This is a genomic window from Pseudomonas sp. Leaf129, from assembly GCF_001423465.1.
Taxonomy (GTDB): domain Bacteria; phylum Pseudomonadota; class Gammaproteobacteria; order Pseudomonadales; family Pseudomonadaceae; genus Aquipseudomonas; species Aquipseudomonas coleopterorum.
Map to the genome: position 1 here is coordinate 43,881 of NZ_LMOC01000010.1, position 25,874 is coordinate 69,754.

Annotated in this window: 21 protein-coding genes; 6 read left to right on the plus strand and 15 right to left on the minus strand. The window is 62.8% G+C overall.

The window, feature by feature from the left end; genetic code table 11:
- The first annotated feature begins 452 nt into the window (after positions 1-452).
- The 3 genes from ASF66_RS18890 to ASF66_RS18900 all read left to right on the plus strand — a co-directional run bounded on the left by ASF66_RS18890 (position 453) and on the right by ASF66_RS18900 (position 3,300).
- Positions 453-1,676, plus strand: a complete 1,224-nt coding sequence (locus ASF66_RS18890) for an MFS transporter (RefSeq protein WP_056844942.1) — start codon at positions 453-455, stop codon at positions 1,674-1,676.
- Positions 1,677-1,706: 30 nt separating this feature from the next.
- On the plus strand, positions 1,707-1,982 hold the full coding sequence (locus tag ASF66_RS18895) for a GIY-YIG nuclease family protein (protein ID WP_056844943.1): 276 nt from the start codon (positions 1,707-1,709) through the stop codon (positions 1,980-1,982).
- Between the two features lie 382 nt (positions 1,983-2,364).
- Positions 2,365-3,300, plus strand: coding sequence for a glutathione S-transferase family protein (locus tag ASF66_RS18900; RefSeq protein ID WP_056844944.1), 936 nt, complete (start codon positions 2,365-2,367; stop codon positions 3,298-3,300).
- Between the two features lie 298 nt (positions 3,301-3,598).
- On the opposite strand, the gene yejK is transcribed toward ASF66_RS18900, so the two are convergent.
- Positions 3,599-4,606: a nucleoid-associated protein YejK gene (yejK, locus tag ASF66_RS18905; RefSeq protein WP_049861824.1), complete on the minus strand. Its 1,008-nt coding sequence runs from the start codon at positions 4,604-4,606 to the stop codon at positions 3,599-3,601.
- A 408-nt stretch (positions 4,607-5,014) separates the two neighbouring features.
- On the opposite strand from yejK, the gene ASF66_RS18910 reads away from it, so the two are divergent.
- Positions 5,015-5,296 (plus strand): HU family DNA-binding protein, encoded by a 282-nt coding sequence (locus ASF66_RS18910; protein ID WP_043186365.1) that lies wholly within the window; start codon positions 5,015-5,017, stop codon positions 5,294-5,296.
- Positions 5,297-5,481: 185 nt separating this feature from the next.
- On the opposite strand, the gene rlmF is transcribed toward ASF66_RS18910, so the two are convergent.
- The 5 genes from rlmF to ASF66_RS18935 form a co-directional block, all read right to left on the minus strand.
- Positions 5,482-6,420, minus strand: a complete 939-nt coding sequence (gene rlmF / locus ASF66_RS18915) for a 23S rRNA (adenine(1618)-N(6))-methyltransferase RlmF (RefSeq protein ID WP_056844945.1) — start codon at positions 6,418-6,420, stop codon at positions 5,482-5,484.
- Between the two features lie 105 nt (positions 6,421-6,525).
- Complete coding sequence (locus ASF66_RS18920) at positions 6,526-9,372, minus strand: valine--tRNA ligase (protein ID WP_056844946.1); 2,847 nt, start codon at positions 9,370-9,372, stop codon at positions 6,526-6,528.
- Positions 9,373-9,592: 220 nt separating this feature from the next.
- Positions 9,593-9,970 carry a hypothetical protein gene (locus ASF66_RS18925; protein ID WP_056844947.1) on the minus strand — a complete coding sequence of 126 codons (378 nt, stop codon included), beginning with the start codon at positions 9,968-9,970 and terminating at the stop codon, positions 9,593-9,595.
- A gap of 7 nt (positions 9,971-9,977) precedes the next feature.
- A complete protein-coding gene (locus tag ASF66_RS18930; protein WP_056844948.1) occupies positions 9,978-10,406 on the minus strand; it encodes a DNA polymerase III subunit chi in 429 nt (142 codons plus the stop codon).
- A gap of 122 nt (positions 10,407-10,528) precedes the next feature.
- Positions 10,529-12,019 (minus strand): leucyl aminopeptidase, encoded by a 1,491-nt coding sequence (locus tag ASF66_RS18935; protein WP_049861829.1) that lies wholly within the window; start codon positions 12,017-12,019, stop codon positions 10,529-10,531.
- Between the two features lie 263 nt (positions 12,020-12,282).
- Here ASF66_RS18935 and lptF point away from each other — a divergent pair, with 263 nt between their 5' ends.
- Positions 12,283-13,401, plus strand: coding sequence for an LPS export ABC transporter permease LptF (gene lptF, locus ASF66_RS18940; RefSeq protein WP_056844949.1), 1,119 nt, complete (start codon positions 12,283-12,285; stop codon positions 13,399-13,401).
- Positions 13,394-14,455: an LPS export ABC transporter permease LptG gene (gene lptG, locus ASF66_RS18945; protein WP_049861831.1), complete on the plus strand. Its 1,062-nt coding sequence runs from the start codon at positions 13,394-13,396 to the stop codon at positions 14,453-14,455. The genes lptF and lptG overlap by 8 nt, the downstream gene beginning before the upstream one ends.
- Positions 14,456-14,485: 30 nt before the next feature.
- Here lptG and ASF66_RS18950 read toward each other — a convergent pair whose 3' ends face one another.
- The 9 genes from ASF66_RS18950 to ASF66_RS18990 all read right to left on the minus strand — a co-directional run bounded on the left by ASF66_RS18950 (position 14,486) and on the right by ASF66_RS18990 (position 25,770).
- Entirely contained in the window at positions 14,486-14,980 is a 495-nt protein-coding gene (locus ASF66_RS18950) for an RDD family protein (protein WP_056844950.1), read from the minus strand.
- A 94-nt stretch (positions 14,981-15,074) separates the two neighbouring features.
- Positions 15,075-15,287, minus strand: a complete 213-nt coding sequence (locus ASF66_RS18955) for a cold-shock protein (protein WP_049861833.1) — start codon at positions 15,285-15,287, stop codon at positions 15,075-15,077.
- Between the two features lie 420 nt (positions 15,288-15,707).
- The gene (gene gcvT, locus ASF66_RS18960; protein WP_056844951.1) at positions 15,708-16,832 is read right to left on the minus strand and encodes a glycine cleavage system aminomethyltransferase GcvT; all 1,125 of its coding nucleotides are present in this window, start codon (positions 16,830-16,832) and stop codon (positions 15,708-15,710) included.
- A 54-nt stretch (positions 16,833-16,886) separates the two neighbouring features.
- Positions 16,887-19,748, minus strand: a complete 2,862-nt coding sequence (gcvP, locus tag ASF66_RS18965) for an aminomethyl-transferring glycine dehydrogenase (protein WP_056844952.1) — start codon at positions 19,746-19,748, stop codon at positions 16,887-16,889.
- A gap of 9 nt (positions 19,749-19,757) precedes the next feature.
- Complete coding sequence (gene gcvH, locus ASF66_RS18970) at positions 19,758-20,135, minus strand: glycine cleavage system protein GcvH (RefSeq protein ID WP_056844953.1); 378 nt, start codon at positions 20,133-20,135, stop codon at positions 19,758-19,760.
- 337 nt (positions 20,136-20,472) lie between these two features.
- Positions 20,473-21,981: a sigma-54-dependent transcriptional regulator gene (locus ASF66_RS18975; protein ID WP_056844954.1), complete on the minus strand. Its 1,509-nt coding sequence runs from the start codon at positions 21,979-21,981 to the stop codon at positions 20,473-20,475.
- Positions 21,982-22,059: 78 nt separating this feature from the next.
- Positions 22,060-22,461 (minus strand): YbaN family protein, encoded by a 402-nt coding sequence (locus ASF66_RS18980; protein WP_090361984.1) that lies wholly within the window; start codon positions 22,459-22,461, stop codon positions 22,060-22,062.
- Between the two features lie 20 nt (positions 22,462-22,481).
- The gene (locus ASF66_RS18985; protein WP_056844955.1) at positions 22,482-23,099 is read right to left on the minus strand and encodes a biliverdin-producing heme oxygenase; all 618 of its coding nucleotides are present in this window, start codon (positions 23,097-23,099) and stop codon (positions 22,482-22,484) included.
- 112 nt (positions 23,100-23,211) lie between these two features.
- The gene (locus ASF66_RS18990) at positions 23,212-25,770 is read right to left on the minus strand and encodes a TonB-dependent receptor (RefSeq protein ID WP_056844956.1); all 2,559 of its coding nucleotides are present in this window, start codon (positions 25,768-25,770) and stop codon (positions 23,212-23,214) included.
- Between the last annotated feature and the right edge of the window lie 104 nt (positions 25,771-25,874).

The window sequence follows — 25,874 nt, forward strand, 5'->3', positions numbered from 1 at the left end:
CGCCTGCTTCGCGGGCAGAGCCCGCTCCCACAAGGGATCCGCGCTTGTTGTGAGATCCTGTTGTGGAGCTCTGTTGTGGGAGCGGGCTCTGCCCGCGAGGCATACCGGCTCCCAAAGGATTTCCGCCACGCCCGATGCCTGCTGAGAACCTGTTGTGGGAGCGGGCTCTGCCCGCGAAGGGCGCGCTGCGGGGTGAAGGGCACACTGCCAGTCAGGCATTTGCCCTTGCTGACATACCCCCTCCCACAGGGGATCCGCGCCTGTTATGAGGCCCAGTTGTGGGAGCGGGCTCTGCCCGCGAAGGGCGCGCCGCGGTCTGAAGGACACACTGCTAGCCAGGCATTTGCCATTGCTGGCAATAGGCTCTACGCTTCTTCGTTCAAAGCCGTATCCAAGAGACCACCAGACATTCTCGTCCTGGCAATGGTCCGCACTTTCGTTTCTGGACTTTTATGCCTACTGCCAACTGTACCCCTTCGAGTCGCGATATCGTCACGCCGCTGCATAAACCCTGGTTGCTGATCCTTGGTCTGGTGCTGGTGGCGCTCAATCTGCGTCCGGCCCTGTCGAGCATGGCGCCGTTGCTTGCGCAGGTCTCTGCCAGCCTCGGCCTGAGCGGCTCGACGGCCGGTCTGCTGACCACGCTCCCGGTCCTGTGCCTGGGCCTTTTCGCGCCGCTGGCACCTTTGCTGGCTCGGCGATTCGACAGCGAGCGCGTGGTCCTTGGCGTGTTGCTCGTGCTGGCGGCCGGTATCGCTTTGCGCAGTCAGTTGGGCATCTGGGGCTTGTTCATCGGCAGCCTGGTGGCCGGTGGCAGTATCGGGATCATCGGTGTGCTGCTGCCTGGCATCGTCAAGCGCGACTTCGCCCGACAGGCTGGCACGATGACCGGCGTCTACACCATGGCGTTATGCCTGGGAGCGGCATTGGCGGCCGGTTCCAGCGTGCCGCTGAGCCAGTATTTCGACGACAGCTGGCGCATCGGCCTGGCGTTCTGGATGGTGCCGGCATTGCTGGCTGCGGTGTTCTGGCTACCGCAGACGCGACAGAAGCATGGTGTCCAGCGCGCTCGCTATCGTGTCAGTGGGCTGTTTCGTGATCCGTTGGCGTGGCAGGTCACGCTGTTCATGGGGCTGCAGTCCTCGCTGGCGTATATCGTCTTCGGCTGGTTGCCGTCGATCCTGATCGGGCGCGGGTTATCGGCTGCGCAAGCGGGTCTGGTCATGTCATTCTCGATCATCGTGCAGTTGCCCAGCGCGTTGACCGTGCCATGGCTGGCCACCCGCGGCCGTGATCAGCGCCTGCCGATTCTCGCGGTGATGGCGCTGAGCCTGGCTGGGTTGTTCGGCCTGCTTTACGCACCGCTGGGTGGAATGTGGGGCTGGGCGATCGTGCTGGGTTTGGGGCAGGGCGGTGTGTTCGCGCTGGCACTGACCTTGATCGTGCTGCGCTCGCGCGATGCCCATGTGGCGGCCAATCTGTCGAGCATGGCCCAGGGCGTGGGCTACACCATCGCGTCGATGGGGCCCTTTGCGGTCGGTCTGGTGCACGACATGACGGGTGGGTGGGGCGCAGTGGGTTGGGTGTTCGCCGTCATCGGCGTCGCGGCCACGGCCGCCGGCATGGGTGCAGGGCGTACGCTGCATGTAGGTGCGGTGGCGACTAAGGTGGAGTGATTTTGCTTGCTCACAGACGCTGCTGAATCGATGACCGCTATCGCGCCATCCAAGCCTTGGTACGTCTACCTGGTGCGCGCGGCGAATGGCTCGCTTTACTGCGGCATCAGTGACGATCCGCAGCGCCGTTTCGCCAAGCACCAGAGTGGGAAGGGCGCGCGGTTTTTCCTGTCCAGCCCGGCAGTGGCGTTGGTGTACGTGGAAGCATGGCCAAGCAAAAGCGAAGCCTTGCGCCACGAACGGCTGATCAAACGCTTGCGCAAGGCAGCCAAGGAACACCTCGTAGCCTCCTTCACCCCCATGTAGCAGCGGCGCGAGCCGCGTCCGGCTTCATCGCGTTCATTCAGGCACACCGCATACACCGCCGACGCGGCTTGCGCCGCTGCTACAGGGATTGCGTACCCTTGTAGCAGCGGCGCAAGCCGCGTCCGGCTTCATCGCGTTCATTCAGGCACACCGCATGCACCGCCGACGCGGCTTGCGCCGCTGCTACAGAGATCGCGAGCCGTGTTCGGGGTTGTGCGTTCGTTCAGGCACACCGCGTGCACCGCCGACGCGGCTTGCGCCGCTGCTACAGGGATCGCGAGCCGCGTTCGGGCGTGCGTTCATTCAGGTACACCTACAGGGGTATGTGCTGCGGGCGAGGGCGAGTAAGCTGTGGGCTTTCCCATCCGCTGCTGGAGCCGATATGTCCGAGTTGATCCTGCATCACTATCCGACCTCGCCGTTCGCCGAGAAGGCCCGCTTGATGCTCGGCTTCAAAGGGCTCGCGTGGCGCTCGGTACTGATCTCGCCGATCATGCCCAAGCCTGATCTGACAGCGCTGACCGGTGGCTATCGCAAGACGCCAGTGCTGCAGGTCGGCGCCGATGTCTATTGCGACACAGCCCTGATCGCTCGACGGCTGGAGCAGGAGAAAGCCTTGCCGGCGCTGCTGCCCCTTGGGCAGGAACTCACCGTGGCCACTTTCGCCGCCTGGGCCGATTCGGTGCTGTTCCAGCATGCCGTCAGCCTGGTGTTCCAGCCCGAGTCCATCAGCGCCCGTCTGTCGCGTCTGCCCGAAGACGCCGCCAAGGCCTTCATCGCCGACCGCATGGCGCTGTTCCAGGGCGGCACTGCGACGCGCTTGTCGGTCGAGCAGGCCAAGCATCAGTGGCCAACGTTCATGGCGCGCCTGGAACAGCAACTGCAGAACGCAGAGGGCGACTACCTGTTTGGCGAACCTACCCTGGCCGATTTCTCCATGGCCCACCTGTTGTGGTTTCTCAAGGGCACGCCGGTCACCGCCCCGCTGGTGGATGTTTATCCCGCGATCCATGCCTGGCTGGGGCGCGTACTGGGTTTTGGCCACGGCACCTACAGCGAGCTGACTGCCGACGAAGCCCTGGCGATTGCCAAAGCGGCCACTCCGGCAGACTTGCCCGACGAAACGTTCGAGGATCCCAACGGGTTCAAGGTGGGCGACCAGGTGAGCATCTCGGCCGTGGACTATGGCGTCGACCCCGTGCAGGGCGAGCTGTTGTTTGCCGGGGCCGAGGAATTGATCATCCGGCGTGAAGACGCGCGCGCCGGCGTGGTGCATGTGCATTTCCCGCGAGTGGGTTTTGCGATCACAACACCGTAGCGGCGACGTCAAGCCGGACACCCCACACCGCCTGCCTCCCCGCCAACTGTGGGAGCGGGCTCTGCCCGCGAAGGCCACGCTGCGGTCCGATTGACACCCCGCACCGCCAGCTTCCCCGCCAACTGTGGGAGCGGGCTCTGCCCGCGAAGGCCACGCTGCGGTCCGATTGACACCCCACACCGCCTGCCTCCCCGCCAACTGTGGGAGCGGGCTCTGCCCGCGAAGGCCACGCTGCGGTTCGATTGACACCCCACAGCATCCGCTTAGCGGTCGGTGACCACTCACACGGCGCAGTCCGTCAATCCTTGCGCCGTTTGAGCTGGTCGGTCAGTTGCGACGGCAGGCCCTTGATGATCAAGGTACCGGCTTCTTCGTCATACTCGATCTTCGAGCCCAGCAGATGCGCCTCGAAGCTGATCGACAGCCCCTCGGCCCGCCCGGTGAAGCGACGAAACTGGTTGAGGGTGCGCTTGTCGGCCGGAATCTCAGGCGACAAACCGTAATCCTTGTTGCGGATATGGTCATAGAACGCCTGCGGGCGCTCTTCATCGATCAGCCCTGACAGCTCTTTCAACGTGACCGGCTCGCCCATCTTGGTCTGGCTGGTGGCGTACTCCACAAGCGTCTGGGTTTTCTCCCGCGCCGACTCTTCTGGCAGGTCCTCGCTCTCGACGAAGTCGCTGAACGCCTTGAGCAGTGTCCGCGTTTCTCCCGGACCATCGACACCTTCCTGACAGCCGATGAAATCGCGGAAGTACTCCGAGACCTTCTTGCCGTTCTTGCCCTTGATGAACGAGATGTACTGCTTGGACTGCTTGTTGTTCTGCCACTCCGACAGGTTGATGCGCGCCGCCAGGTGCAGTTGCCCCAGGTCCAGGTGCCGCGACGGGGTCACGTCGAGCTCTGAGGTCACGGCCACGCCTTCACTGTGATGCAGCAGGGCAATGGCCAGGTAATCGGTCATGCCCTGCTGATAGTGCGCGAACAGCACGTGCCCACCGGTGGACAGGTTGGATTCTTCCATCAGCTTCTGCAGGTGCTCGACGGCCGTGCGGCTGAACTGGGTGAAGTCGCGGCCCTCGTCCAGATAGTCCTTGAGCCAGCCGCTGAATGGGTGCGCACCGGACTCGGCATGGAAGAAGCCCCAGGCCTTGCCCTGCTTGGCGTTGTAACTTTCGTTGAGGTCGGCAAGCAGATGTTCGATGGCGCTGGACTCGGCCAGCTCGCTGTCGCGTGCATGAAGCACGGCAGGCGTGCCGTCGGGTTTCTTGTCGATCAAATGGACGATGCAGTGACGGATCGGCATGGGCTTCTCGGCTTGTCTGACTGATGGGCACGGCGGCTGGAGCAGGCTGTGCCACAAAGGGGCGAAGTGTAACGTAGATAGGGGTTTTACGGATTGCCGGTGACCTGCGCATGCGCTGAAACGACGAAATCGTCTACTTTTTGGCCAAACCCATGATAAAGCTGAATAAAAGGGCCGCTAGTGGCGGATATTTGTTTGGCTCTGTGCTAGTTTTGCCCGGTCTTGCGGCCCACGAGGCCGTGAAGCCCCGCAGAGAGCGGCTTTCGAGTCGAACCAAACGTCATTCTGGGTATCTACAATGGCGATTGGCATGACCGAAACGCGAGCCCCGGCGGACGTCGCACGCCCGGCTCCGACTTACGCTGCACTTTGCAATCCAATTGAATTTGATAGGGAAGGTACACCACCATGGCATTAACCAAAGACCAACTGATCGCCGATATCGCTGAAGCTATCGACGCGCCGAAAACCACCGCGCGCAACGCTATCGAGCAGCTGGGCCAGATCGTTGCCGATCAATTGGAAAATGGCAGCGAGATCACTCTGCCTGGTATCGGCAAGCTGAAAATCACCGAGCGTCCTGCCCGCACTGGCCGTAACCCTTCGACTGGCGCTGCCATCGAAATCGCTGCCAAGAAAGTCGTCAAGTTCGTCCCAGCCAAAGTGCTGACCGATTCCGTTAACAAGTAATTGTAACGGCTCGACGAACCGTGCCGCGGGTCAACCCGGGCGCGGTTTTTTTGTGCCTGTAATTCCATAGGCGCGGTCTGTGAGCATCTGTGGGAGCGGGCTCTGCCCGCGAAGCTCGCAACGCGTGGTGGCTGCTTCGCGGGCAGAGCCCGCTCCCACAGGGGCCGCAGTGCGCCGTGAATCAGTCAGCTGAACCAGTTTTTGCCGGCTGGCTCTGCCTGGAAGGTCCAGGCGACGAAGCGGCTTTGCTTCTGGCCTTGGCCCATTTCCACCACTCGGACCTGCACGGCATTGACCCTGCCAAGGGCTGTCTGAATGGCCGGCAGGTTGGAGGCCTTGGACACCAGCGTCGAGAACCACAATACCTGCTGTCCCACGGCCACGCTTTCGTTGATCAGCTGTGTCACGAAGCGAATCTCGCCGCCTTCACACCACAACTCGTTGTTCTGACCGCCAAAGTTGAGTACGGGCAACTTGCGCTTGGGATCGGCCTTGCCCAGCGCGCGCCATTTGCGCTGGCTGCCGCGGGTCGCTTCCTGCAACGAGGCATGGAAGGGCGGATTGCACAGGGTCACGGCGAACCGTTCTTCGCGGCCCAGCAGTCCCTGGAGAATCTGCCGAGGCTGCGCCTGCTGGCGCAGGGAAATGGCCTTGCCCAGTTTGTTGGCCTGCACGATGGTGTTGGCCGAGGCCAGTGCCACCGGGTCGATGTCGGAGCCGACGAACTGCCAGCGATAGTCACTGTGGCCCAGCAGGGGATAGATGCAGTTGGCACCTACACCCACATCCAGCGCCCTGACGCCGGCGCCCCGCGGAATCTCGCCACCGTTGCTTTCGGCCAGCAGGTCGGCCAGGCAGTGCAGATAGTCGGCCCGTCCGGGTATGGGCGGACACAGGTAGCCATCCGGGATGTCCCAGTGCTCAATGCCATAGAGGGTCCTGAGCAACGCCCGGTTGAACACCTTCACCGCCGCAGGATCGGCGAAGTCGATGCTTTGCTTGCCATACGGGTTGAGGATGACGAACCGGGCAAGGTCCGGATGGCTCTTGATCAATTGCGGGAAATCGTAGCGACCCTGGTGGCGATTGCGCGGGTGCAGGGTGGGTTTTGGCGGGGTGGACATGGGGAGGTTACCGGTGGGGGCGGGGGCCTCTTCGCGGGCAAAGCCCGCTCCCACAGGATGTTGTCTGGGAGCGGGGTCTGCCCGCGAAGAGGCCAGCAAGACGGATTACAGACTGGCGATCCGCGCGTGCTGTTCAGCCAGCTTGGTCAATGCCTGTTCGGCTTCGGCCAGTTTGGCGCGCTCTTTGTCGATGACGGCAGGTGGTGCCTTGTCGACGAAGGCTGCATTGGACAGCTTGCCGCCCACGCGAGCGACTTCACCGTTCAGGCGCTGGATTTCCTTGTCCAGGCGAGCCAGTTCGGCGTCCTTGTCGATCAGCCCGGCCATCGGCACCAGCACTTCCATTTCACCGACCAGCGCAGTAGCGCTCAGAGGCGCTTCCTGGCCATCGTCCAGCACGGTGATGGACTCCAGCTTGGCGAGCTTCTTGAGCAAGGCATCGTTTTCCTGCAGACGACGCTGGTCCTGGCTGCCGGTGTTCTTGAGGAACAACGCCAGCGGCTTGCCCGGACCGATGTTCATCTCGCCGCGAATGTTGCGCACGCCGAGCATCAGGCCCTTGAGCCACTCGATATCGTCTTCGGCAGCGGTGTCGATACGGCTTTCATTGGCCACCGGCCAAGGCTGCAGCATGATCGTCTTGCCCTGCACGCCAGCGAGCGGCGCCAGGCGCTGCCAGATTTCTTCGGTGATGAACGGCATGAACGGATGCGCCAGGCGCAACGCCACTTCCAGCACGCGCACCAGGGTGCGACGAGTACCGCGCTGGCGCTCCACCGGAGCGTTCTCGTCCCACAGCACCGGCTTGGACAGCTCCAGGTACCAGTCGCAATACTGGTTCCAGATGAACTCATAGAGTGCCTGGGCAGCCAGGTCGAAACGGAACTGATCCAGATGACGCGTGACTTCGGCTTCGGTGCGCTGCAGCTGCGAGATGATCCAGCGATCAGCCAGCGAGAGCTCGTAGGCCTCGCCGTTCTGGCCGCAGTCCTCGCCCTTGTCGAGCACATAGCGCGCGGCGTTCCAGATCTTGTTACAGAAGTTGCGATAGCCCTCGACACGGCCCATGTCGAACTTGATGTCGCGGCCGGTGGACGCCAGCGAGCAGAAGGTGAAGCGCAGGGCGTCGGTACCGTAGCTGGCGATGCCGCCTTCGAACTCGTCGCGGGTCTGCTTCTCGATCTTCTTCGCAAGCTTGGGCTGCATCATGCCGCTGGTGCGCTTTTCAACCAGGGCTTCGAGCTCGATACCGTCGATGATGTCCAGCGGGTCGAGCACGTTGCCTTTGGACTTGGACATCTTCTGGCCCTGGCCATCACGCACCAGGCCATGCACGTAGACCGTCTTGAACGGTACCTGCGGCGTACCGTTCTCGTCCTTGACCAGGTGCATGGTCAGCATGATCATCCGGGCGACCCAGAAGAAGATGATGTCGAAGCCGGTGACCAGCACGTCGGTGCTGTGGAATTTCTTCAGGAATTCGGTCTGCTCCGGCCAGCCCAGGGTGGAGAAGGTCCACAGGCCCGAGCTGAACCAAGTGTCCAGTACGTCGTTGTCTTGGTTGAGCACCACATCGGCGCCCAGGCCGTGCTTGCTGCGCACTTCGGCTTCGCTGCGGCCGACGTAGACCTTGCCGGACTCGTCGTACCAGGCCGGGATGCGATGGCCCCACCAGAGCTGGCGGCTGATGCACCAGTCCTGGATATCGCGCATCCAGGAGAAATACATGTTTTCGTACTGCTTGGGCACGAAGGCGATGCGGCCGTCTTCTACAGCGGCGATGGCAGGTTCGGCCAACGGCTTGGTGGACACGTACCACTGGTCGGTCAGCCAGGGCTCGATGACGGTGCCGGAGCGATCGCCCTTCGGCACTTTCAAGGCGTGGTCATCGACGCTGACCAGCAGGCCGGCGGCGTCGAACGCGGCGACGATCTGCTTGCGGGCCTCGAAGCGCTCCAGGCCGGCGTATTCGCCAGGCAAGGTGCCATCGACGCTGTCGTTCAGGGTACCGTCGAGGTTGAACACCTGAGCGCAGGGCAGAACGTTGGCATTCTTGTCGAAGATGTTGAGCAACGGCAGGTTGTGCCGCTTGCCGACTTCGTAGTCGTTGAAATCGTGGGCCGGGGTGATCTTCACGCAGCCGGTGCCGAACTCGGGGTCGCAATAATCATCGGCGATGATCGGAATGCGACGGCCTACCAAGGGCAGTTCGACGAACTTGCCGATCAATGCCTGGTAACGCTCGTCGTTCGGGTTCACCGCGACCGCGGCGTCGCCGAGCATGGTTTCCGGACGTGTGGTGGCGACGATCAGGTAGTCGTTGCCTTCGGCGGTTTTCGCGCCGTCTGCCAGCGGGTACTTGAGGTTCCAGAGGAAACCTTTTTCATCGTGGTTTTCCACTTCCAGGTCGGAGATGGCCGTGTGCAGCTTGGTGTCCCAGTTGACCAGGCGCTTGCCGCGGTAGATCAGGCCGTCTTCGTGCAGGCGCACGAAGGCTTCCTTGACCGCTTCGGACAGGCCGTCATCCATGGTGAAACGTTCGCGGCTCCAGTCGACCGACGAGCCGAGGCGACGGATCTGGCGGCTGATGTTGCCACCGGACTGGTCTTTCCATTCCCAGATCTTTTCCAGGAATTTTTCCCGGCCCAGGTCATGGCGATTTAGGCCCTGGGCTTCGATCTGGCGCTCGACCAGCATCTGCGTGGCGATACCGGCGTGGTCGGTACCCGGCTGCCACAGGGTGTTGCGACCCTGCATGCGGCGGAAACGGATCAGGGCGTCCATGATCGCGTTGTTGAAGCCGTGGCCCATATGCAGGCTGCCGGTAACGTTCGGCGGCGGGATCATGATGGTGTAGGAGTCGCCGGCACCTTGCGGGGCGAAGTAGTTCTCGGCCTCCCAGGTCTGGTACCAGGAAGTTTCGATAGCGTGCGGCTGGTAGGTCTTATCCATGCGCGGCGGGACCCTATAAGGCATTTATTCAAAGAAAGCCGGGAAGTATAGCGGGGATATGGCGGCTATGGGAGGGAGGCGGGCTGCGTAGGAGCGGTCCGTGGCCGCGATGGGCGCAATTCGGTATGGCTGACACACCGTAGCGCCTGTTTCGCGGCCGAGAACCGCTCCTACGGTGGTAGGCGAGCGGTCCGTGGCTGCGAAGGGCGGGGGAAGGGGATCAGGGCTGGTTCAGCAACCTTTCCATGCGGGCCTCGAGGCGGCGCTTGATTTCGGTTTCGATGTGCGGTGCGAAATCGTCGATCACATCCTGCATGATCAACTGAGCGGCGGCGCGCAGTTCGGCGTCCAGGTGCAGCAGGGTGTCCTGGCGGTTCTGCGCGGGGGTAGGGGCAACGGTTGCCGCCGCTGGCGCTTCGGCAGCGGCCCCGGGCTCGTCGTGCAGTTCGAACAGCAACGGCACATCCGGCTCGCTGCGAACCACGGCGTCAGTCAGGAGCGGTGGCTGCAGGGTGTCGTCGCCGAGCAGCTTGCGGATCGATTCGAGGTCGTCCAGCAGGTGTACGGATTTGGGCAAAGGCTTGGTGTTGTTGTCCATCGTAGGCTCAAAGTCGCGATAAGCGGTGGTCTTGCAGAGGATAGCCTTGTTCACGGTAGAAGCGAAAACTCTCCCGGGCGGCCTGACGAATAGCAGGGTCTTCTACCACTATTTCAGCGATACGGGCGAACTGCCCGGCAAAGCTCGGTACGCTCAAGGCCAGGTTGATCAGCAGGTCGTCATGGCCCGCCGCCTGTGCAGCGATGCCCAACGTGACGGGCGAGTGCGGATCGTCCTCCGCCAGGCTGTGGGGGACGAAGCTTTCACCCTTGAAGCTCCACAGGCGTGCATCCAGTGCCTCGCGCTGGGCAGCGTCGGTGCAATGGACGTACACCCGATGGCCCAGGCGCCAGGCTTTTTCGCCCAATTTGCAGGCGAAATCCAGACGAGCGGCGGGCAGGGGCGTGGGCAGAACATAGAAGTCGACTTGGGGCATGGTGTGTTCCTGGTGCTTGAGACCGAGTCGTTCTTTTCGCGGGCAGAGCCCGCTCCCACAGGAAGCATGCTTGTGTGGGAGCGGGCTCTGCCCGCGAAAAGGACCGACGCGGACTTGAGGCATTACACCCCGGCGCGATCCAGCAGGTACTGGGTGAGCAGAGGCACCGGACGACCGGTGGCGCCCTTGTCCTTGCCGCCGCTGACCCACGCCGTGCCGGCGATGTCCAGGTGCGCCCACTCATAGGCTTTGGTGAAGCGGGACAGGAAGCAGCCGGCAGTGATGGCACCGCCCTTCGGCCCACCGATGTTGGCGATGTCGGCGAACGGGCTGTCCAGTTGCTCCTGGTACTCCTCGAACAGCGGCAGCTGCCAGCAACGATCGTCCGCCTGCTTGCCCGCTTCCAGCAACTGGCCGACCAGGGCTTCGTTGTTGCTCATCAGGCCGGTGGTATGGCCGCCCAGAGCGACGACGCAGGCGCCGGTCAGGGTCGCGATGTCGATCACCGCGCGCGGATTGAAACGCTCGGCGTAGGTCAGGGCATCGCACAGCACCAGACGGCCTTCGGCGTCGGTGTTGAGGATCTCCACGGTCTGGCCGCTCATGGTCTCGACGATGTCGCCGGGGCGTGTCGCACGGTCACTGGGCATGTTCTCGGCGCAGGCCATCAGGCATACCAGGTTGATCGGCAGCTCCAGCTCCAGCACGGCGCGCAGGGTGCCGAACACGCTGGCCGCACCGCACATGTCGTACTTCATCTCGTCCATGCCGGCCGCTGGTTTGATGCTGATGCCACCGGTGTCGAAGGTGATGCCTTTACCCACCAGCACGTACGGCTGCTCGGATTTCTTCGCGCCCTGATAGTTGAGCACGATCAGGCGTGGCGGCTGTGCGCTGCCCTGGGCGACGGCCAGGAACGCGCCCATGCCCAGTTCCTTGAGCTTCTTCTCGTCGTGGATCTCGACCTTGAGATTCTTGTGCGCCTTGCTCAGGCTCTTGGCGGCTTCGGCCAGGAAGCTGGGGTGGCACAGGTTGGGCGGCAGATTGCCCAGGTCCTTGGTGAAGCTCATGCCGCTGGCGATGGCCTTGGCATGGGTCACGGCGCGTTCGACGTCGGCCTGGCTGGATTTCTGCGTCAGCAGGGTGATTTTCTGCAAGGCACGCGGATCGGCCTTCTTGCTCTTGAAGCGATCGAACACGTATTCGCCATCGATCAGGGTTTCTGCCAGCAGGCGGGTTCGGCCGTAGGCGTCACGGCCCTTGACGGTCAGCTCGTCGAAAGCGAACACGGCATCGCTGCCGCCCAGGTTCTTCAATGCGCCATAGGCAGCGCTGGCCAGCTTGCGCCATGGGCGGTCGGCCAGTTCTTCGTCCTTGCCGCTGCCCACCAGCAGCAGGCGTTCGGCCTTGAGTGCAGGTACGCCCGGCAGCAACAGGGTCTGGCCGGCACGGCCGACGATGTCGCCACGCTTGAGTGCAGCGCTGATCAAGCCGCCGCTCAGGCTGTCGATCTTGCTGGCAATGGCGCCCAGTGCGCGCTCTTCGCCGATGGCGACGACGAGGGTCGCGGTTTTAATCGATTCGGCAGCAACGCTCTTTACAACCAATTCCATATCCAGAACCCCTGATTCTAGGTCGATGCTTGCGCAAGACGGTTCGCGCGAAAGCGTCCAGTTTGACCCCAGCCCCAGCCCCCTCGCAACCTTTGCATGGTGGTAATTGTCCATCCAATGCCGCTGTTAAGTGACAGGCACAGCCTTTCACAGGATAATGCGGCGACTTTTTTACCTGGCCCGCTCCTGCGGGCCGGCCCCTGTCCTGGCTGCTACGTTCCCCTGTCGGGCTGCCTGCGCGCGACGACCCTGGAGTGTCTGGTTTGATCGTTTTCCGTTATCTGTCCCGTGAGGTCATGATCACAATGAGCGCCGTGAGTGCGGTGCTCCTGGTGATCATCATGAGCGGGCGCTTCATCAAGTACCTGGCCCAGGCGGCGTCAGGGATCCTCGACCCCGGCGTGCTGTTCATGATCATGGGCTTCCGCCTGCCGGGTTTCCTGCAGTTGATCCTGCCGCTGGGCCTGTTTCTGGGCATCCTGCTGGCCTATGGGCGCCTGTACCTGGAAAGCGAGATGACCGTGCTTTCCGCCACCGGCATGAGCCAGCAGCGCCTGCTGGCGATCACCATGGCCCCGGCGGCGCTGGTCGCCCTGCTGGTGGCCTGGCTGAGCCTGAGCCTGGCGCCGCAGGGCGTCGCCCAAGTCGCCACGATCATCAATCAGCAGGACGCCATGACCGAGTTCGACACCCTGGTGCCGGGTCGCTTCCAGGCGTTGCGCGATGGCACCCGCGTCACCTACACCCAGAGCCTCTCGGAAAACCGCGTCGACCTCAGTGGCGTGTTCATCTCCGAGAAACGCATGTCACAGGACAAGGCGAAGGATCGTGGAATTTCCGTGCTGGTGGCCGAGAAGGGCCGCCAGGAAGTGCGTGCCGATGGCAACCGCTACCTGATTCTGGAGAACGGCTTCCGTTACGACGGCAACCCGGGCGAAGCCAACTACCGCGCCATCCAGTACGACACCTACGGTGTGCTTCTGCCCAAGCCGGACGTGAGCAGTGACATCACCGATCGCGAAGCCATCCCCACCGGCGAGCTGTGGGGCAGCAATGACCCACGGCCTCGCGCCGAGCTGCAGTGGCGCCTGTCGCTGCCCATACTGGTGTTCATCGTGACTCTGATGGCAGTCCCGTTGTCGCGGGTCAACCCGCGCCAGGGCCGTTTCCTCAAACTGCTACCGGCGATCCTTCTGTACATGGCCTATCTGACCCTGCTCATCGCCGCGCGCAGCGCCATGGAAAAAGGCCGGCTGCCCGCAGCGCTTGGCATGTGGTGGGTGCACGCGCTGTTCCTGGCCATCGGCCTGCTGCTGATGTATTGGGAACCCATGAAGCTGGCCCGTGCCAGCCGCCGTGCCAAGGGGGTGACCCATGGTTAAGCTCGATCGTTACATCGGCAAAAGCGTCGCGGTCGCCATTCTGGCCGTGCTGGGGATCATCCTCGGGCTGGCCTCGCTGTTCGCCTTCATCGACGAGATGGGTGACATCAGCGACACCTACACCTTGGTCGATGCCGGCAAATACGTGGCGCTGACGGCTCCGCGACGGGTCTACGACATGCTGCCGATGGCGGCCCTGATCGGCTGCCTGATCGGCCTCGGCAGCCTGGCCAGCAGCAGCGAACTGACCATCATGCGCGCGGCCGGCGTGTCGGTGGGGCGCATCGTCTGGGCAGTGATGAAGCCCATGCTGGTGTTGATGATCGTGGGCGTGCTGGTAGGTGAATACGTTGCCCCGCCTGCAGAAGACAAGGCTCAGGCCGAGCGCTCCCTGGCTCAGGGCAGTGGCGATGCGCAGAGCGGCAAGCACGGCATGTGGCACCGCCAGGGCGATGAATTCATCCACATCAACACGGTCCAGCCACGAGGCCTGCTGTACGGGGTCACCCGTTACCGCTTCGACGACCAGCGCCATATGCTCAGCGCCAGCTTTGCCCGCAAGGCGCAATACGATGGTGATCATTGGCAGTTGAGTGATGTCACTACCACGCTGTTCCACAGCGATCGCAGCGAAGTGGTCAAGGCTCCCGAAGAGCGTTGGGATGTTTCCCTGACTCCACAGCTGCTGAGTACGGTCATTGTCGCACCCGAAGCGCTGTCGATTTCCGGTCTGTGGGGCTACATCCACTACCTCGCCGATCAAGGGCTGAACAACGGTCAGTACTGGTTGGCGTTCTGGGTGAAGGTCCTGCAACCGCTGGTCACGGCAGCGCTGGTGTTGATGGCCATCTCGTTCATCTTCGGCCCGTTGCGTTCGGTCACCCTGGGCCAGCGCGTGTTCACCGGCGTGCTGGTGGGCTTCGTGTTCCGCATCGCCCAGGACCTGCTCGGGCCATCGAGCCTGGTATTCGGCTTCCCACCGCTGCTGGCAGTGGTGCTGCCTGCAGCGATCTGCGCCGTGGCAGGGATCTGGCTGTTGCGACGCGCCGGTTAGCGCAAGCACAGCCACACAGAAAACCGGCCCTCAGTGGCCGGTTTTTCGTTGGGCCATCCGCACCACCTGGCTGCGCGATCCCAGATCGTGCCAGGTGCGCTGGCGTCGATCGAACAGCATCCACCACCAGCCGATCCCCAGGCATAGCCACGACACTATCGCCAGGACAAAGCGCAGCGCCGCCTGGCCCAGGCCGAGCGGGCTACCGTCGGCACTTTGCACGCGGATACCCCAGGCCTGCATGCCCAGGGTCTGCCCGGCACGGGTCCAGAAACAGGCGAAGAAGGCGAACGACAGACTTGCCAGCAGCAGTGAAAGCCATTGGTCATGATCTAAGGCGCCTGCCTCGGACAGGGCGCGCAGGTGAGCTTCGCCGTACCAGAGCACTTGTCCCAGCTTGTACAGCGCGGTGGCGACCATCAGCAGGGCTACCAACAGGATCAGATCGTAGGCCGCCGCAGCCAGCCGGCGAGCCAAGGTTGCCGGCATCGGCTGATGTATAGCGTTCACGGCATCGGGTGCCATCGAGAATCCTTGGAAGGGGGGCAGTCGGCGCTTACCGAGCGGCCACAAAAAAGCCCCAGGCTATCAGCGCTGGGGCTTTTGGGCGACGCTCGAATCAAGCCTCGGCTTGAACCTCGTCGGCCTGCAGGCCTTTCTGGCCCTGCACGGATACGAAGGTGACCTTTTGGCCTTCCTTCAGGCTCTTGAAGCCGTTGCCTTGAATGGCGCGGAAGTGAACGAACAGGTCTGGACCGCTTTCAGGCGTAATGAAACCGAAACCTTTTTCGTCGTTGAACCACTTGACGGTACCGCTTTGACGATTCGACATAGCTTAATTTCCTTGAAACCTAGAAGTATTAACAGCGTCTTTCACATGAAAGAGTACTGGGCTGATTTGCAGGAAAGTTAAGAGACGTCGAACGGGTTGTAGCAGTCATCAGCGCTACTGCCCAGGTCACGATCCAAGCGACCCATGCAAACACAGTGGAGAAACTTTACGCTAACTTCAGCGAGAAAAACAAGCCCTCGCAACCGCGGTGTTCAGACCTTTTTGTGCCGCATTTCAGGCCCTGTTCGGGGCGTTGCCCCAAGTTCGTGCACAAGCTGCATACACTTGACGTCATTGAGTTAAAACAACGGAAACAGTGCAATAAGGTGTGTTGGAACTATGACGCTTTAGCGTCGCGTCATAGTTTTTATCTACCAGGGACGGCTGTCAGCCAGAGTCCATCGATGCGCCAGGTTGCAATCAGCCCCGATAATAGCGTTGCGGCACGAACGGCATCTTGGCAACTTTCATGGGCACGGGCTTGCCACGCACGATGGCACTGAGCGTAGTGTCCAGCGTCGCTGCGCTGGCCTCCACATAGCCCATGGCAACCGGAGCATCCAGGGTCGGGCCGAAACCGCCACTGCAGACGCGACCGACTTCAACGCCTTCGGCATTCAGGATGGGAGCACCCTCACGTACGGGTGTGCGTTCTTGAGGCAGCAGGCCGACGCGCTTGCGTGCAACGCCTTCGTGTTGCTGCGCGAAGATGATCTCGGCACCCGGGAAACCTCCGTCACGGGCACCATCGGCGCGGCGCGTCTTGGAGATGGCCCAGAGCAAGCTGGCCTCGATGGGCGAGGTATCGCTGTCCATGTCATGGCCGTACAGACACAGGCCTGCTTCGAGTCGCAGCGAATCCCGTGCGCCCAGGCCAATGGGTTCCACTTCAGCCTCGGCCAGCAGCGCGCGCGCCAGGGCTTCGGCCTGGGCGTTTGGCACGGAAATCTCGAAACCGTCCTCGCCGGTGTAGCCCGAGCGACTCACGTAGCAGACCACGCCGAGCAGCTCGACGCTGGCGAATTGCATGAACGTCATCTGCGCGACTTCCGGGGCCAGACGTGCCAGCACCGTGACCGCCGCCGGACCCTGAAGCGCCAGCAGCGCACGTGAATCGAACAAGGCTTCGATCGTGCAACGGCCGCTCAAATGCTGTTGCAGGTGGGCCAGGTCCTGGTCCTTGCAGGCAGCGTTGACGACCAGCATCAAGGTGTCGTTGCCCAGGTTCGCCACCATCAGGTCGTCGAGAATGCCGCCCTGTTCGTTGGTGAACAGCGCATAGCGCTGCATGCCCACCGGCAGGTCGATGATGTCCACCGGCACCAACGTTTCGAGGGCCTTGGCGGCGTCGGCGCCGGTCAGGCGAATCTGGCCCATGTGCGACACATCGAACAGGCCGGCCTGGGCTCGGGTGTGTCGATGTTCTTTCATGACGCCCAGTGGGTACTGCACCGGCATGTCGTAGCCGGCGAAGGGCACCATGCGCGCGCCCAGTTCCAGGTGCAGCGCATGCAGCGGGGTGGTTTGCAGAGGGGTATCGGACATAGTCATTCCTTGCGCAGCAGGGCGCGCGGCAATCAAGGCCGCGCACCGCCGTCATCACGCTTGCTGATAGGCTTCGATGGAAGGGCAGGCACACACCAGGTTGCGGTCGCCGAAAACGTTGTCGACCCGGCCAACGGGTGGCCAATACTTGTTTTCCAGCAGGGTCGGCAGCGGGTAGACCGCCTGTTCACGACTGTAGGCGTGGGTCCATTCGCCGACCAACTCGGCGGCCGTGTGCGGCGCATTCTTCAGCGGGTTGTCGTCGCGATCCAGACGGCCTTCCTCGACCGCGCGAATTTCTTCGCGGATCTGGATCATGGCGTTGCAGAAGCGGTCGAGTTCTTCCATCGATTCGCTTTCGGTCGGCTCGATCATCAGGGTGCCCGCCACCGGGAACGACATGGTCGGGGCGTGGAAGCCGAAGTCGATCAAGCGCTTGGCGACGTCGTCGACGCTGATGCCGCTGCTGTCCTTGAGCGGGCGCACGTCGAGGATGCACTCGTGAGCCACCAGGCCGTTGCTGCCGGCGTACAGAATCGGGTAATGCTGCTCCAGGCGACGGGCGATGTAGTTGGCGTTGAGGATGGCCACCTGGGAAGCGCGCTTGAGACCGTCGCCGCCCATCATGCGGATGTACATCCAGGTGATCGGCAGGATGCTGGCGCTGCCGAACGGCGCTGCGCAGACGGCGCCTTCCTTGCGTTCCAGGGCCGCGTGGCCGGGCAGGAACGGAGCAAGGTGCGCTTTCACGCCGATCGGGCCGACACCCGGACCGCCACCGCCATGGGGAATGCAGAAGGTCTTGTGCAGGTTCAGGTGGGACACGTCGCCGCCGAACTTGCCCGGCGCGCACAGGCCCACCATGGCGTTCATGTTGGCGCCATCGATGTACACCTGGCCTCCGTGGTCATGGATGATCGCGCAGATCTCGCGGATACCTTCCTCGAACACGCCATGGGTGGACGGGTAGGTGATCATCAGGGCTGCCAGCTTGTCGCTGTGCTCGATGGCCTTGGCGCGCAGGTCTTCGATGTCGACGTTGCCGCGCGCGTCGCAGGCGGTGACCACCACGCGCATCCCGGCCATGTGCGCCGTAGCCGGATTGGTGCCGTGGGCCGAGGACGGAATCAGGCAGATGTCGCGATGCGCTTCGCCACGGCTTTGGTGGTAGGCCCGAATCGCCAGCAGCCCGGCGTATTCACCCTGGGAACCGGCGTTGGGCTGCAGGGACACGGAGTCGTAACCGGTGGCGGCGCACAGCATGCTCTCCAGCTCGTCGGTCAGCAGTTGATAGCCCAGGCTCTGCGCGGCCGGAGCGAAAGGGTGCAACTGGCCAAATTCGGCCCAGGTCACCGGGATCATCTCGCTGGCGGCGTTGAGCTTCATGGTGCAGGAGCCCAGCGGGATCATGGTGCGATCCAGGGCCAGGTCCTTGTCGGCCAGGCGGCGCAGATAGCGCATCAGCTCGGTTTCCGAGTGATAGCGGTTGAAGACCGGATGTTGCAGGATCGCCGACTGACGCAGCAGGGCTTCGGGCAGTCGATCGGTGACTTCGTCGGCCAGGGTCTGGAAGGTCACCTCGGTGCTTTCGTTGTGGAACAGCGCGAACAGCGCTTCCACATCGGCCTGGCGGGTGGTTTCGTCCAGCGAGATGCCCACGCGCTCGGCATCGACCTCGCGCAAGTTGATACCCGCGGCACGGGCCTGCTCATGCAGGCGCTCGGTCGCGTTGCCGGTGGCAAGGGTCAGGGTGTCGAAGAAATGCTGCTGCTCGACGCGCACGCCCAGTTGCGTCAGGCCGCGCGCCAGGATGGCGGTGAGCTGGTGGGTGCGCCGAGCGATCTGGATCAAGCCAGCCGGGCCGTGGTAGACCGCGTACATGCTGGCGATGTTGGCCAGCAGGACCTGCGCCGTGCAGATGTTGCTGGTGGCCTTCTCGCGGCGGATATGCTGCTCGCGGGTCTGCATGGCCAGGCGCAGGGCGCTCTTGCCGTGACGGTCCACGGACACGCCGACCAGACGGCCTGGCATGTCGCGTTTGAAGCTGTCGCGGGTGGAGAAATACGCAGCGTGCGGGCCGCCGAAACCCAACGGCACACCAAAACGCTGGGCGCTGCCGATGGCCACGTCGGCACCGAATTCACCCGGCGGGCTGAGCAGGGTCAAGGCCAGCAGATCTGCGGCCACAGCCACCAGAGCGTTGCCGGCGTGGAAGCGCTCGACCAGTTCGCGGTAATCGAAAATGTCGCCGTTGCTGGCGGGGTACTGCAGCAGTGCGCCAAAGAAGCCGTCGGTGTCGGCGAGCTGGTGCTCGTCGCCGACGACCACCTCGATACCCAAGGGCTCAGCGCGGGTGATCAGTACGGCCAGGGTCTGCGGGTGGCAGTGGCTGGAGGCGAAGAAGCGCTGGCTGCTCTTGTTCTTGCTCAGGCGTTTGCAAAAGGTCATGGCTTCGGCAGCCGCGGTCGCTTCGTCGAGCAGCGAGGCATTGGCGATGGGCAAGCCGGTCAGGTCGCTGATCAGGGTCTGGAAGTTCAGCAGCGCTTCCAGGCGGCCCTGGGAAATTTCCGGCTGATACGGCGTGTAGGCCGTGTACCACGCAGGGTTTTCCAGCAGGTTGCGCAGAATCGGCGCTGGCGTGTGGGTGTTGTAATAGCCCTGGCCGATGTAGTTCTTGAACAGTTGGTTCTGCTGGGCAATGGCCTTGATGGCGGCCAAGGCATCGGCTTCGCTCTGCCCGGCAGACAGACCAAGCACGCTGGTGCCCTTGATGCTTTCGGGGATGACGCTGGCGCTCAGCGCGTCCAGGTTGTCGTAGCCGAGAAAATCGAGCATGGCCTGCTCGTCGGCAGGGCCGGGGCCGATGTGGCGAGCGATGAATTCGTTGTCGGTGTGCAGTGCAATGGCGCGAGTCATGGTCGATCCTCAGCCTTGGGCGGCGATCAGGTTGTCGTAGGCGGGCTGGTCGAGCAAGGCGTGAACCTGGTCCAGGTCATCGGGGATGAAACGGAAGAACCAGCCCTGTGCCAGTGGGTCCTGATTGACCAGTTCCGGGGCGGCATCGAGCGCTGCGTTGACCTCGACGATCTCGCCGTCGAGCGGCATGTTGATGCTGCTGGCAGCCTTCACCGATTCCAGCACCGAAACCTCGGCATCGCGCGCGTGGTGGGCCAATTCGGGCAACTGCACGAACACGACATCGCCCAAGGCGTTCTGGGCAAAAGGGGTGATGCCGACTGTGACGCTGCCGTCGGCTTCGAGGCGTAGCCATTCGTGTTCGACGGTGAAACGCAACTCGCTCATGGAAACTCCGCAATGATTTGGGGTTCAGCAATGGCGGTTACTTAGCAAGATGGTTGCCAGATTCCCCAAAGCCACACACTTCAAGGCCTTCAGGCAGATGACCTACGTCCAGCAGCAGATTGGCTGTAACGAAAACGCTACGCATCACGCGGGCCCATACCTGGCGATAGCCCCTGTAGCAGCGGCGCAAGCCGCGTCGGCGCCAAACGCGGTCTGTCGAATACACTGCGGTGGGCCCAGACGCGGCTTGCGCCGCTGCTACAGGGCGCATCAGACAAGGGTGTATTGGATTGCGTACGGTGTATTGGAATCGATACGGTATGGGTTGTGTGACGTGTCAGGATGCGCTACCAATACCGTACTTGCGCAGTCGATTCGCAATGGCCGTATGTGACGTCTGCAGTCGGCTGGCCAACTGGCGGCTCGACGGATAGCTGGGGTATAGCTTTTCCAACAGCGCTTTTTCGTAGGCGCCCACCGCCTGCTCCAGGCTGACCACCTCACCGTCGTTGCGGTGGGTCACGCGGGTACCGGCAATATCCAGATCACCGATATCCACCGTATTGCTTTCGCAGACGGCAGCGGCGCGAAAGATCACGTTCTGCAACTGCCGGACATTGCCCGGCCAGCGGTTGCCCAGCAAGGCAGGATAAGTATTCGCTGTCAGTCGGCACATCGGCCGCTGAATCTGCGTGCAGGCCTGCTGCATGAAGTAACGCGCGAGCAACAGAATGTCTTCGCCGCGCTCGCGCAGCGGCGGCACATTCAGGTTGAGCACGTTGAGGCGGTAGAACAAGTCTTCCCGAAACGCTCCTTCGGCCACCATCTGCTCCAGATTGCGGTGGGTGGCGCTGAGGATGCGCACATTGACCTTGACCTCGCGGTCGCCGCCGACCCTGCGAAAGCTGCCATCGTTGAGAAAACGCAGCAGCTTGGCTTGCAGGTACGGCGACATTTCACCGATTTCGTCGAGGAACACCGTGCCCTGGTGGGCCAACTCCATCAGCCCCGGCTTGCCGCCTCGCTGGGCACCCGTGAAGGCGCCGGGGGCGTAGCCGAACAGCTCGCTCTCGGCGAGGTTCTCCGGCAGCGCGGCACAATTGAGAGCCAGGAACGGCGCCCCGTGGCGCGCGCTGACGGCATGGCAGGCACGTGCCACCAGTTCCTTGCCGGTGCCGGTTTCGCCCTGGATCAATAAAGGCGCATCCAGGGCCGCAACGCGTTGCGCTCGAGCCTTCAGCGCACGAATGGGTGCAGAGTCACCCAGCAGCGAGTCGAATCCCTCGGCATGGTCGTGGTGCAGGGCGGCCAGCCGTTCACCCATGCGGTTGGGCGGGTACAGCGTCAGCAAGGCACCTGCGTCGGTGATGGGTGTGGCATCGAGCAGCAGCGTCTGACCATTCAGATTGACCTCGCGCAGTGGCAGTCGGAACCCCTGTTCCAACAGGGAACCGAGCAGGGCCGGATCGGCGAACAGATCGGCCACCGACTGCCCGGCCGGCTCGCGACCATACAGCTCGACCAAGGCCGGGTTGGCCAGCAGAACATTGCCGGCACTGTCCAGCGCCAGCACTGGATCGGCCATGGCGGCCAGCAGGGCTTCGAGCTGCAGATGCCGGCGCTGTCCGGGCAGGATGTCGACCACACGCACGTCTTCCACGCCCTTTACCCGGAACAGGGCATCGTGCAGCTCTTCCAGGACCAGCGGGCTGAGCGTCGGCGCATCGATGTAGACGTTGGGTGGGACCATCTCGACGGCATCGAGATTGAGATTGCGGGCACCAAGCAATGCCAGCACTTCCTGGGTGATGCCGACACGGTCGATGAAGCTGACGTGGATACGCATGGGTTTCGTGCATTCTGGACAGCGGAGGCAGGCAGTATGCCTTGCCATGGCTCAAAGCTGTAGGGCCGAGGCTGTGGGTCAGCGCTCGGCAGTGACGCGTTCGGGTCGCGACCAGATCCACAGGTTGACCAGCACCATGCCCGCGATGGCAGCGTAGACCGGCCAGTGTTGCTTGAGGGTGAACCACATCACCAGCGAGCAGATCACCATGCTGACGGTGGCGCTGACCTTGGTCCGGCGGGTGATCACCTTGCCATTGCGCCAGTTGTGCAGCATGGGGCCGAACAACTTGTGGTTCTCCAGCCAGGCGCTGAGCCGCGGCGAGCTTTTGGTTGCCGCCCACGCGGCCAGCAGGATGAACTCGGTGGTGGGCAACCCCGGCACCACGATCGCGATCAGCCCGATGATCAGGCTGGTATAGGCCAGCAGGCCGTAAAGCACGCGGGCCATCTTTGAGGGGAGCGGGCGAGGGTTGTCCATGAGTTCCATACAGTCGGGTTTCAAGCCGGCGCCGTGTCCCGATGATCGGCGTAGGTGTGTTGCAGCAGCACCTGCAAGCGCGCGAACGCGTCGTTGGCCGCCTGGTCGGCTTCCGCTTCTTCGCTCGGGCTGAAGGGCAGGGCATCGAAAATTGCGTTGAAGGCTTTCCAGCCCTTGCCGCGTCCGCCTTCGGGTTCGGCCAGATGACGAGCACCGAAACTCTCCGTGTAGCCCAGGGCGTTGGCCCGCTTGATCAGGATAGCGGCGCCGAGTTTAGACCCTTCGGAGACACGAATCCAGGTCAGCGCCGTCGCCAGGCTGGGCTCGCTGAGGGCGCCCGGAACAGGTTGCGGAATGGCCACGCCCAGATCGATCAGGTCGGCCTTGGCCGCCTCAGCGCGGCAGCGCCCGGGCAGGTCGGGAAACAAGGCGATCAGGGCGGGATCGTTGTACAGGTGCTGCAGCTCCGACTGGAACAGGTACTGCATCTGCAGAAAGCGCCCGTAGCTTTCCGGCGTATCGAATGGCGCGTGGCGGGCCACGGTGTTTTCCAGGCTGTCATGCAACGCCTGGCTGATCGCGCGCAAGCGCGCGGAGCGCAGTGGGGCGTGGTCCTGAGGGTGCTCGGTGACGGTCATTGCGAATTCCTTGAAAATGCGGTGCTGTGTAGACGAGACGAATCGACTCACAGCGGACCGTAAAAAAATCTCACCACAGGGGCAGCGGTTATCTGCCCCTACAGTGCCATTATCAGATGTCCCAAACCAGATTGATCGCGAAATTACGACCAGGAGCCGTGAGACGGTCGAGGTTGGCGGGTGATGTCACCGCCGCTTCGCCCACACCGTCATAACTGCGTACGTCGTCCCATAGCCAGTATTTCTTGTCGGTGAGGTTGTACAGGCCGGCGTTGACGGTGACGTCGTCGGTGACCTTGTAGTAACCGGCCAGGTCGAGGATGCCGAATCCAGGCGTTTTGAACACGCCGCTGCCGTCCGGCGACTTGAACGCGCTGCTGTCCACTCGGTTCTGCCGCTTGACCAGTGTCCAGCTGAGCAGGCCGCCGTATTGCTGCTGCTCGTAACCCAGGCCGAAGACACCCTTGAGCGGATTGACGCTGTTGATCGGTTGGCCGTTGTCTTCGTTCTTGCCATGGGCGTAGGCGATGGAGCCCTGGCTGTAGAGACCTTGCGGTGCGCCGAAGCTGTCCAGGTTCAAGCGGCCCTTGAGCTCGACGCCCTTGATGGTGGCGTGCTTGATATTGTTGCTTTGGAACACCGCGGACGTCGCCCCGGGGGTGACCGCATCTTCGTTGATGAAGTCACGATACTGGTTGTAGAACACCGCGATGTCGAAAGTGCCGGCTTCGAATTTGCCGCGCAGACCGGTTTCATAGCTTCTGCTTTTCTCTGGATCCAGGTCCGGATTGGGCTGGACCGTATAACCGGCGCCCAGGTTTTCGAAGCGACCGTACAGCGCCTTGGCCGAGGGCGTGCGGAAGCCTTCGGCGTACTGCCCGTACCAGGTGTAGTGGTCATCGAAGTCGTAGGTCACGCCCATCGTGGGTGACAACCGGTGCCAGTTCCGATCGCTGTCGGTCACGGTGTACTCGCCCTTGGGGTTGACCGTGCGCAGGAACTCATCGGTCAGGCGGGGCTTGAGCTGGGTGTAGTCATAGCGAGCGCTGGGCCGGAAGGTCCACTGGTTCCAGCGGATCTCGTCCTGGGCGAACAGGCTGTAGGTGTTGATGGTCGGGTCGGGGAAGTCGCTGGACTTGACCAGGCGATCGGTCGAACTGTCGGCGCCGATGGCTCGGCAACTGCCCATCACGGTCAGGCAGGTCCCGTAGCCGCTGCGCGAGCCGGTGACCTTCTGCTGGCGGATGTTCGTGCCGTAGGTCAGTAGGTGATCGGTTTGTCCCACCTGAAAGGCCTTGTCCAGTTGCAGGTCGAACACCCACTGGCGCTCTTTGTACAGGGTGTCACGCGTTCGCAGCACATCGCGTGCGCGCGGAACGACATAGTGCTCTTCGGTGTGCTGGTCGGTCTTGGCGATCTGGTAGTTCAGGCTCCACTTGATGTGATCGGCCACGACGCTGTCCAGGCCGAAGTCGTGGTTCAAGCCGAAGCGCTCGCGGGTGACCGTGTCATTGCCACCGCGCGATCGATAGAAATTCAGCGGGCTGCCATTGGCATACGGGCCGCCATAGGCGCTTTTCAGGTCGACATCACGGTCGTCCTTGTACTTTTCATAGGTAAGCCCGAACCGAGCGTCGTCGGCGTAGTTCCAGCCCAGCTTGGCCAGAACGTTGGTGGAGCGCACATCCTTGGGGTCGGCCGCGGTGCGGCTCAGTCCGGTACTGTTGTGATCTGCGTGGGACTCGGTTTCATGCCCGTTGCGCTGGCTCACATGCAGCAAGGCGTCGAGGTCACCCGTACGGCCGGCCACGGTGGCCGAGCTCAGCCAGCTCTCGTCTGCCGAGCTGTAGCCGGTCTTCAGGCGCGCGCCGATGTCCTTGCCCGGCTTGATGATGTCTTCCGGGTCCAGGGTGTAATAGCTGACCACCCCACCGATGGCGCTGCTGCCGTACAGCGACGACGCCGGCCCGCGCAGGATTTCCACCCGCTTGACGATTTCCGGGTCGACGTAGTTGCGCTCGGTTTGCGCATAGGGGCCGTTGAAGAAGCTGTCCGGCACTTCGACGCCATCGACCTGAGTGAGGATGCGGTCGCCATCGATGCCGCGAATGTTGTAGCCGGTGATGCCACTGCGCAGGCCGGTGCCGCCCGCTGACACGCCCGGTTCGTAGCGCACCACATCCTGAATCGTGTTGACGTTGTCACGGTCCAGCTGCGTGCGGTCCTGCACGCTGACGGTGCTCGGTACGCTGTCGGCGCTCTGTTCCTGGCGGGTGGCGCTGACGGTCATCTGTTGCAGGGCGATCACGGCACCCGGCGGACTGCGCTCGAGCACGACATTATTGGCGCTAATTTTCCGGTAGCGCAGCGATGTGCCCGCGAGCAGGCGATCCAGTGCCTGTTCCGGCGTCAGGTTGCCACGTGCGCCGGGTGATACAACGTCCCGAGCGAGCTCGGCGGGCAGTCCGACTTGCCATCCCGTCGTGGTGCTGAAGCCGTTCAAGGCCGATGTCAGAGGTTGCTGGGCGATGCTGAAGGAGTGACTGACGCTGTTGCGGGCGCTGCTTGGTGTCGGCTCTGCAGCGCTGCCCACGGCAGGCACGGCGGCCAGCAGCAGGGCAGCGGCGAGCACCGAGTGGTGGAACGTTGGACGAGTGAAACCTGTGGGCATCGAAAGCGCTCCTTGTCGCGTGTCGTTATAGTGTCGCTGATTCGAATACGAATCAGTTGCATTGGCTATGACTAGACGGATGGGGAAGCGCTACAGCGTAAAAA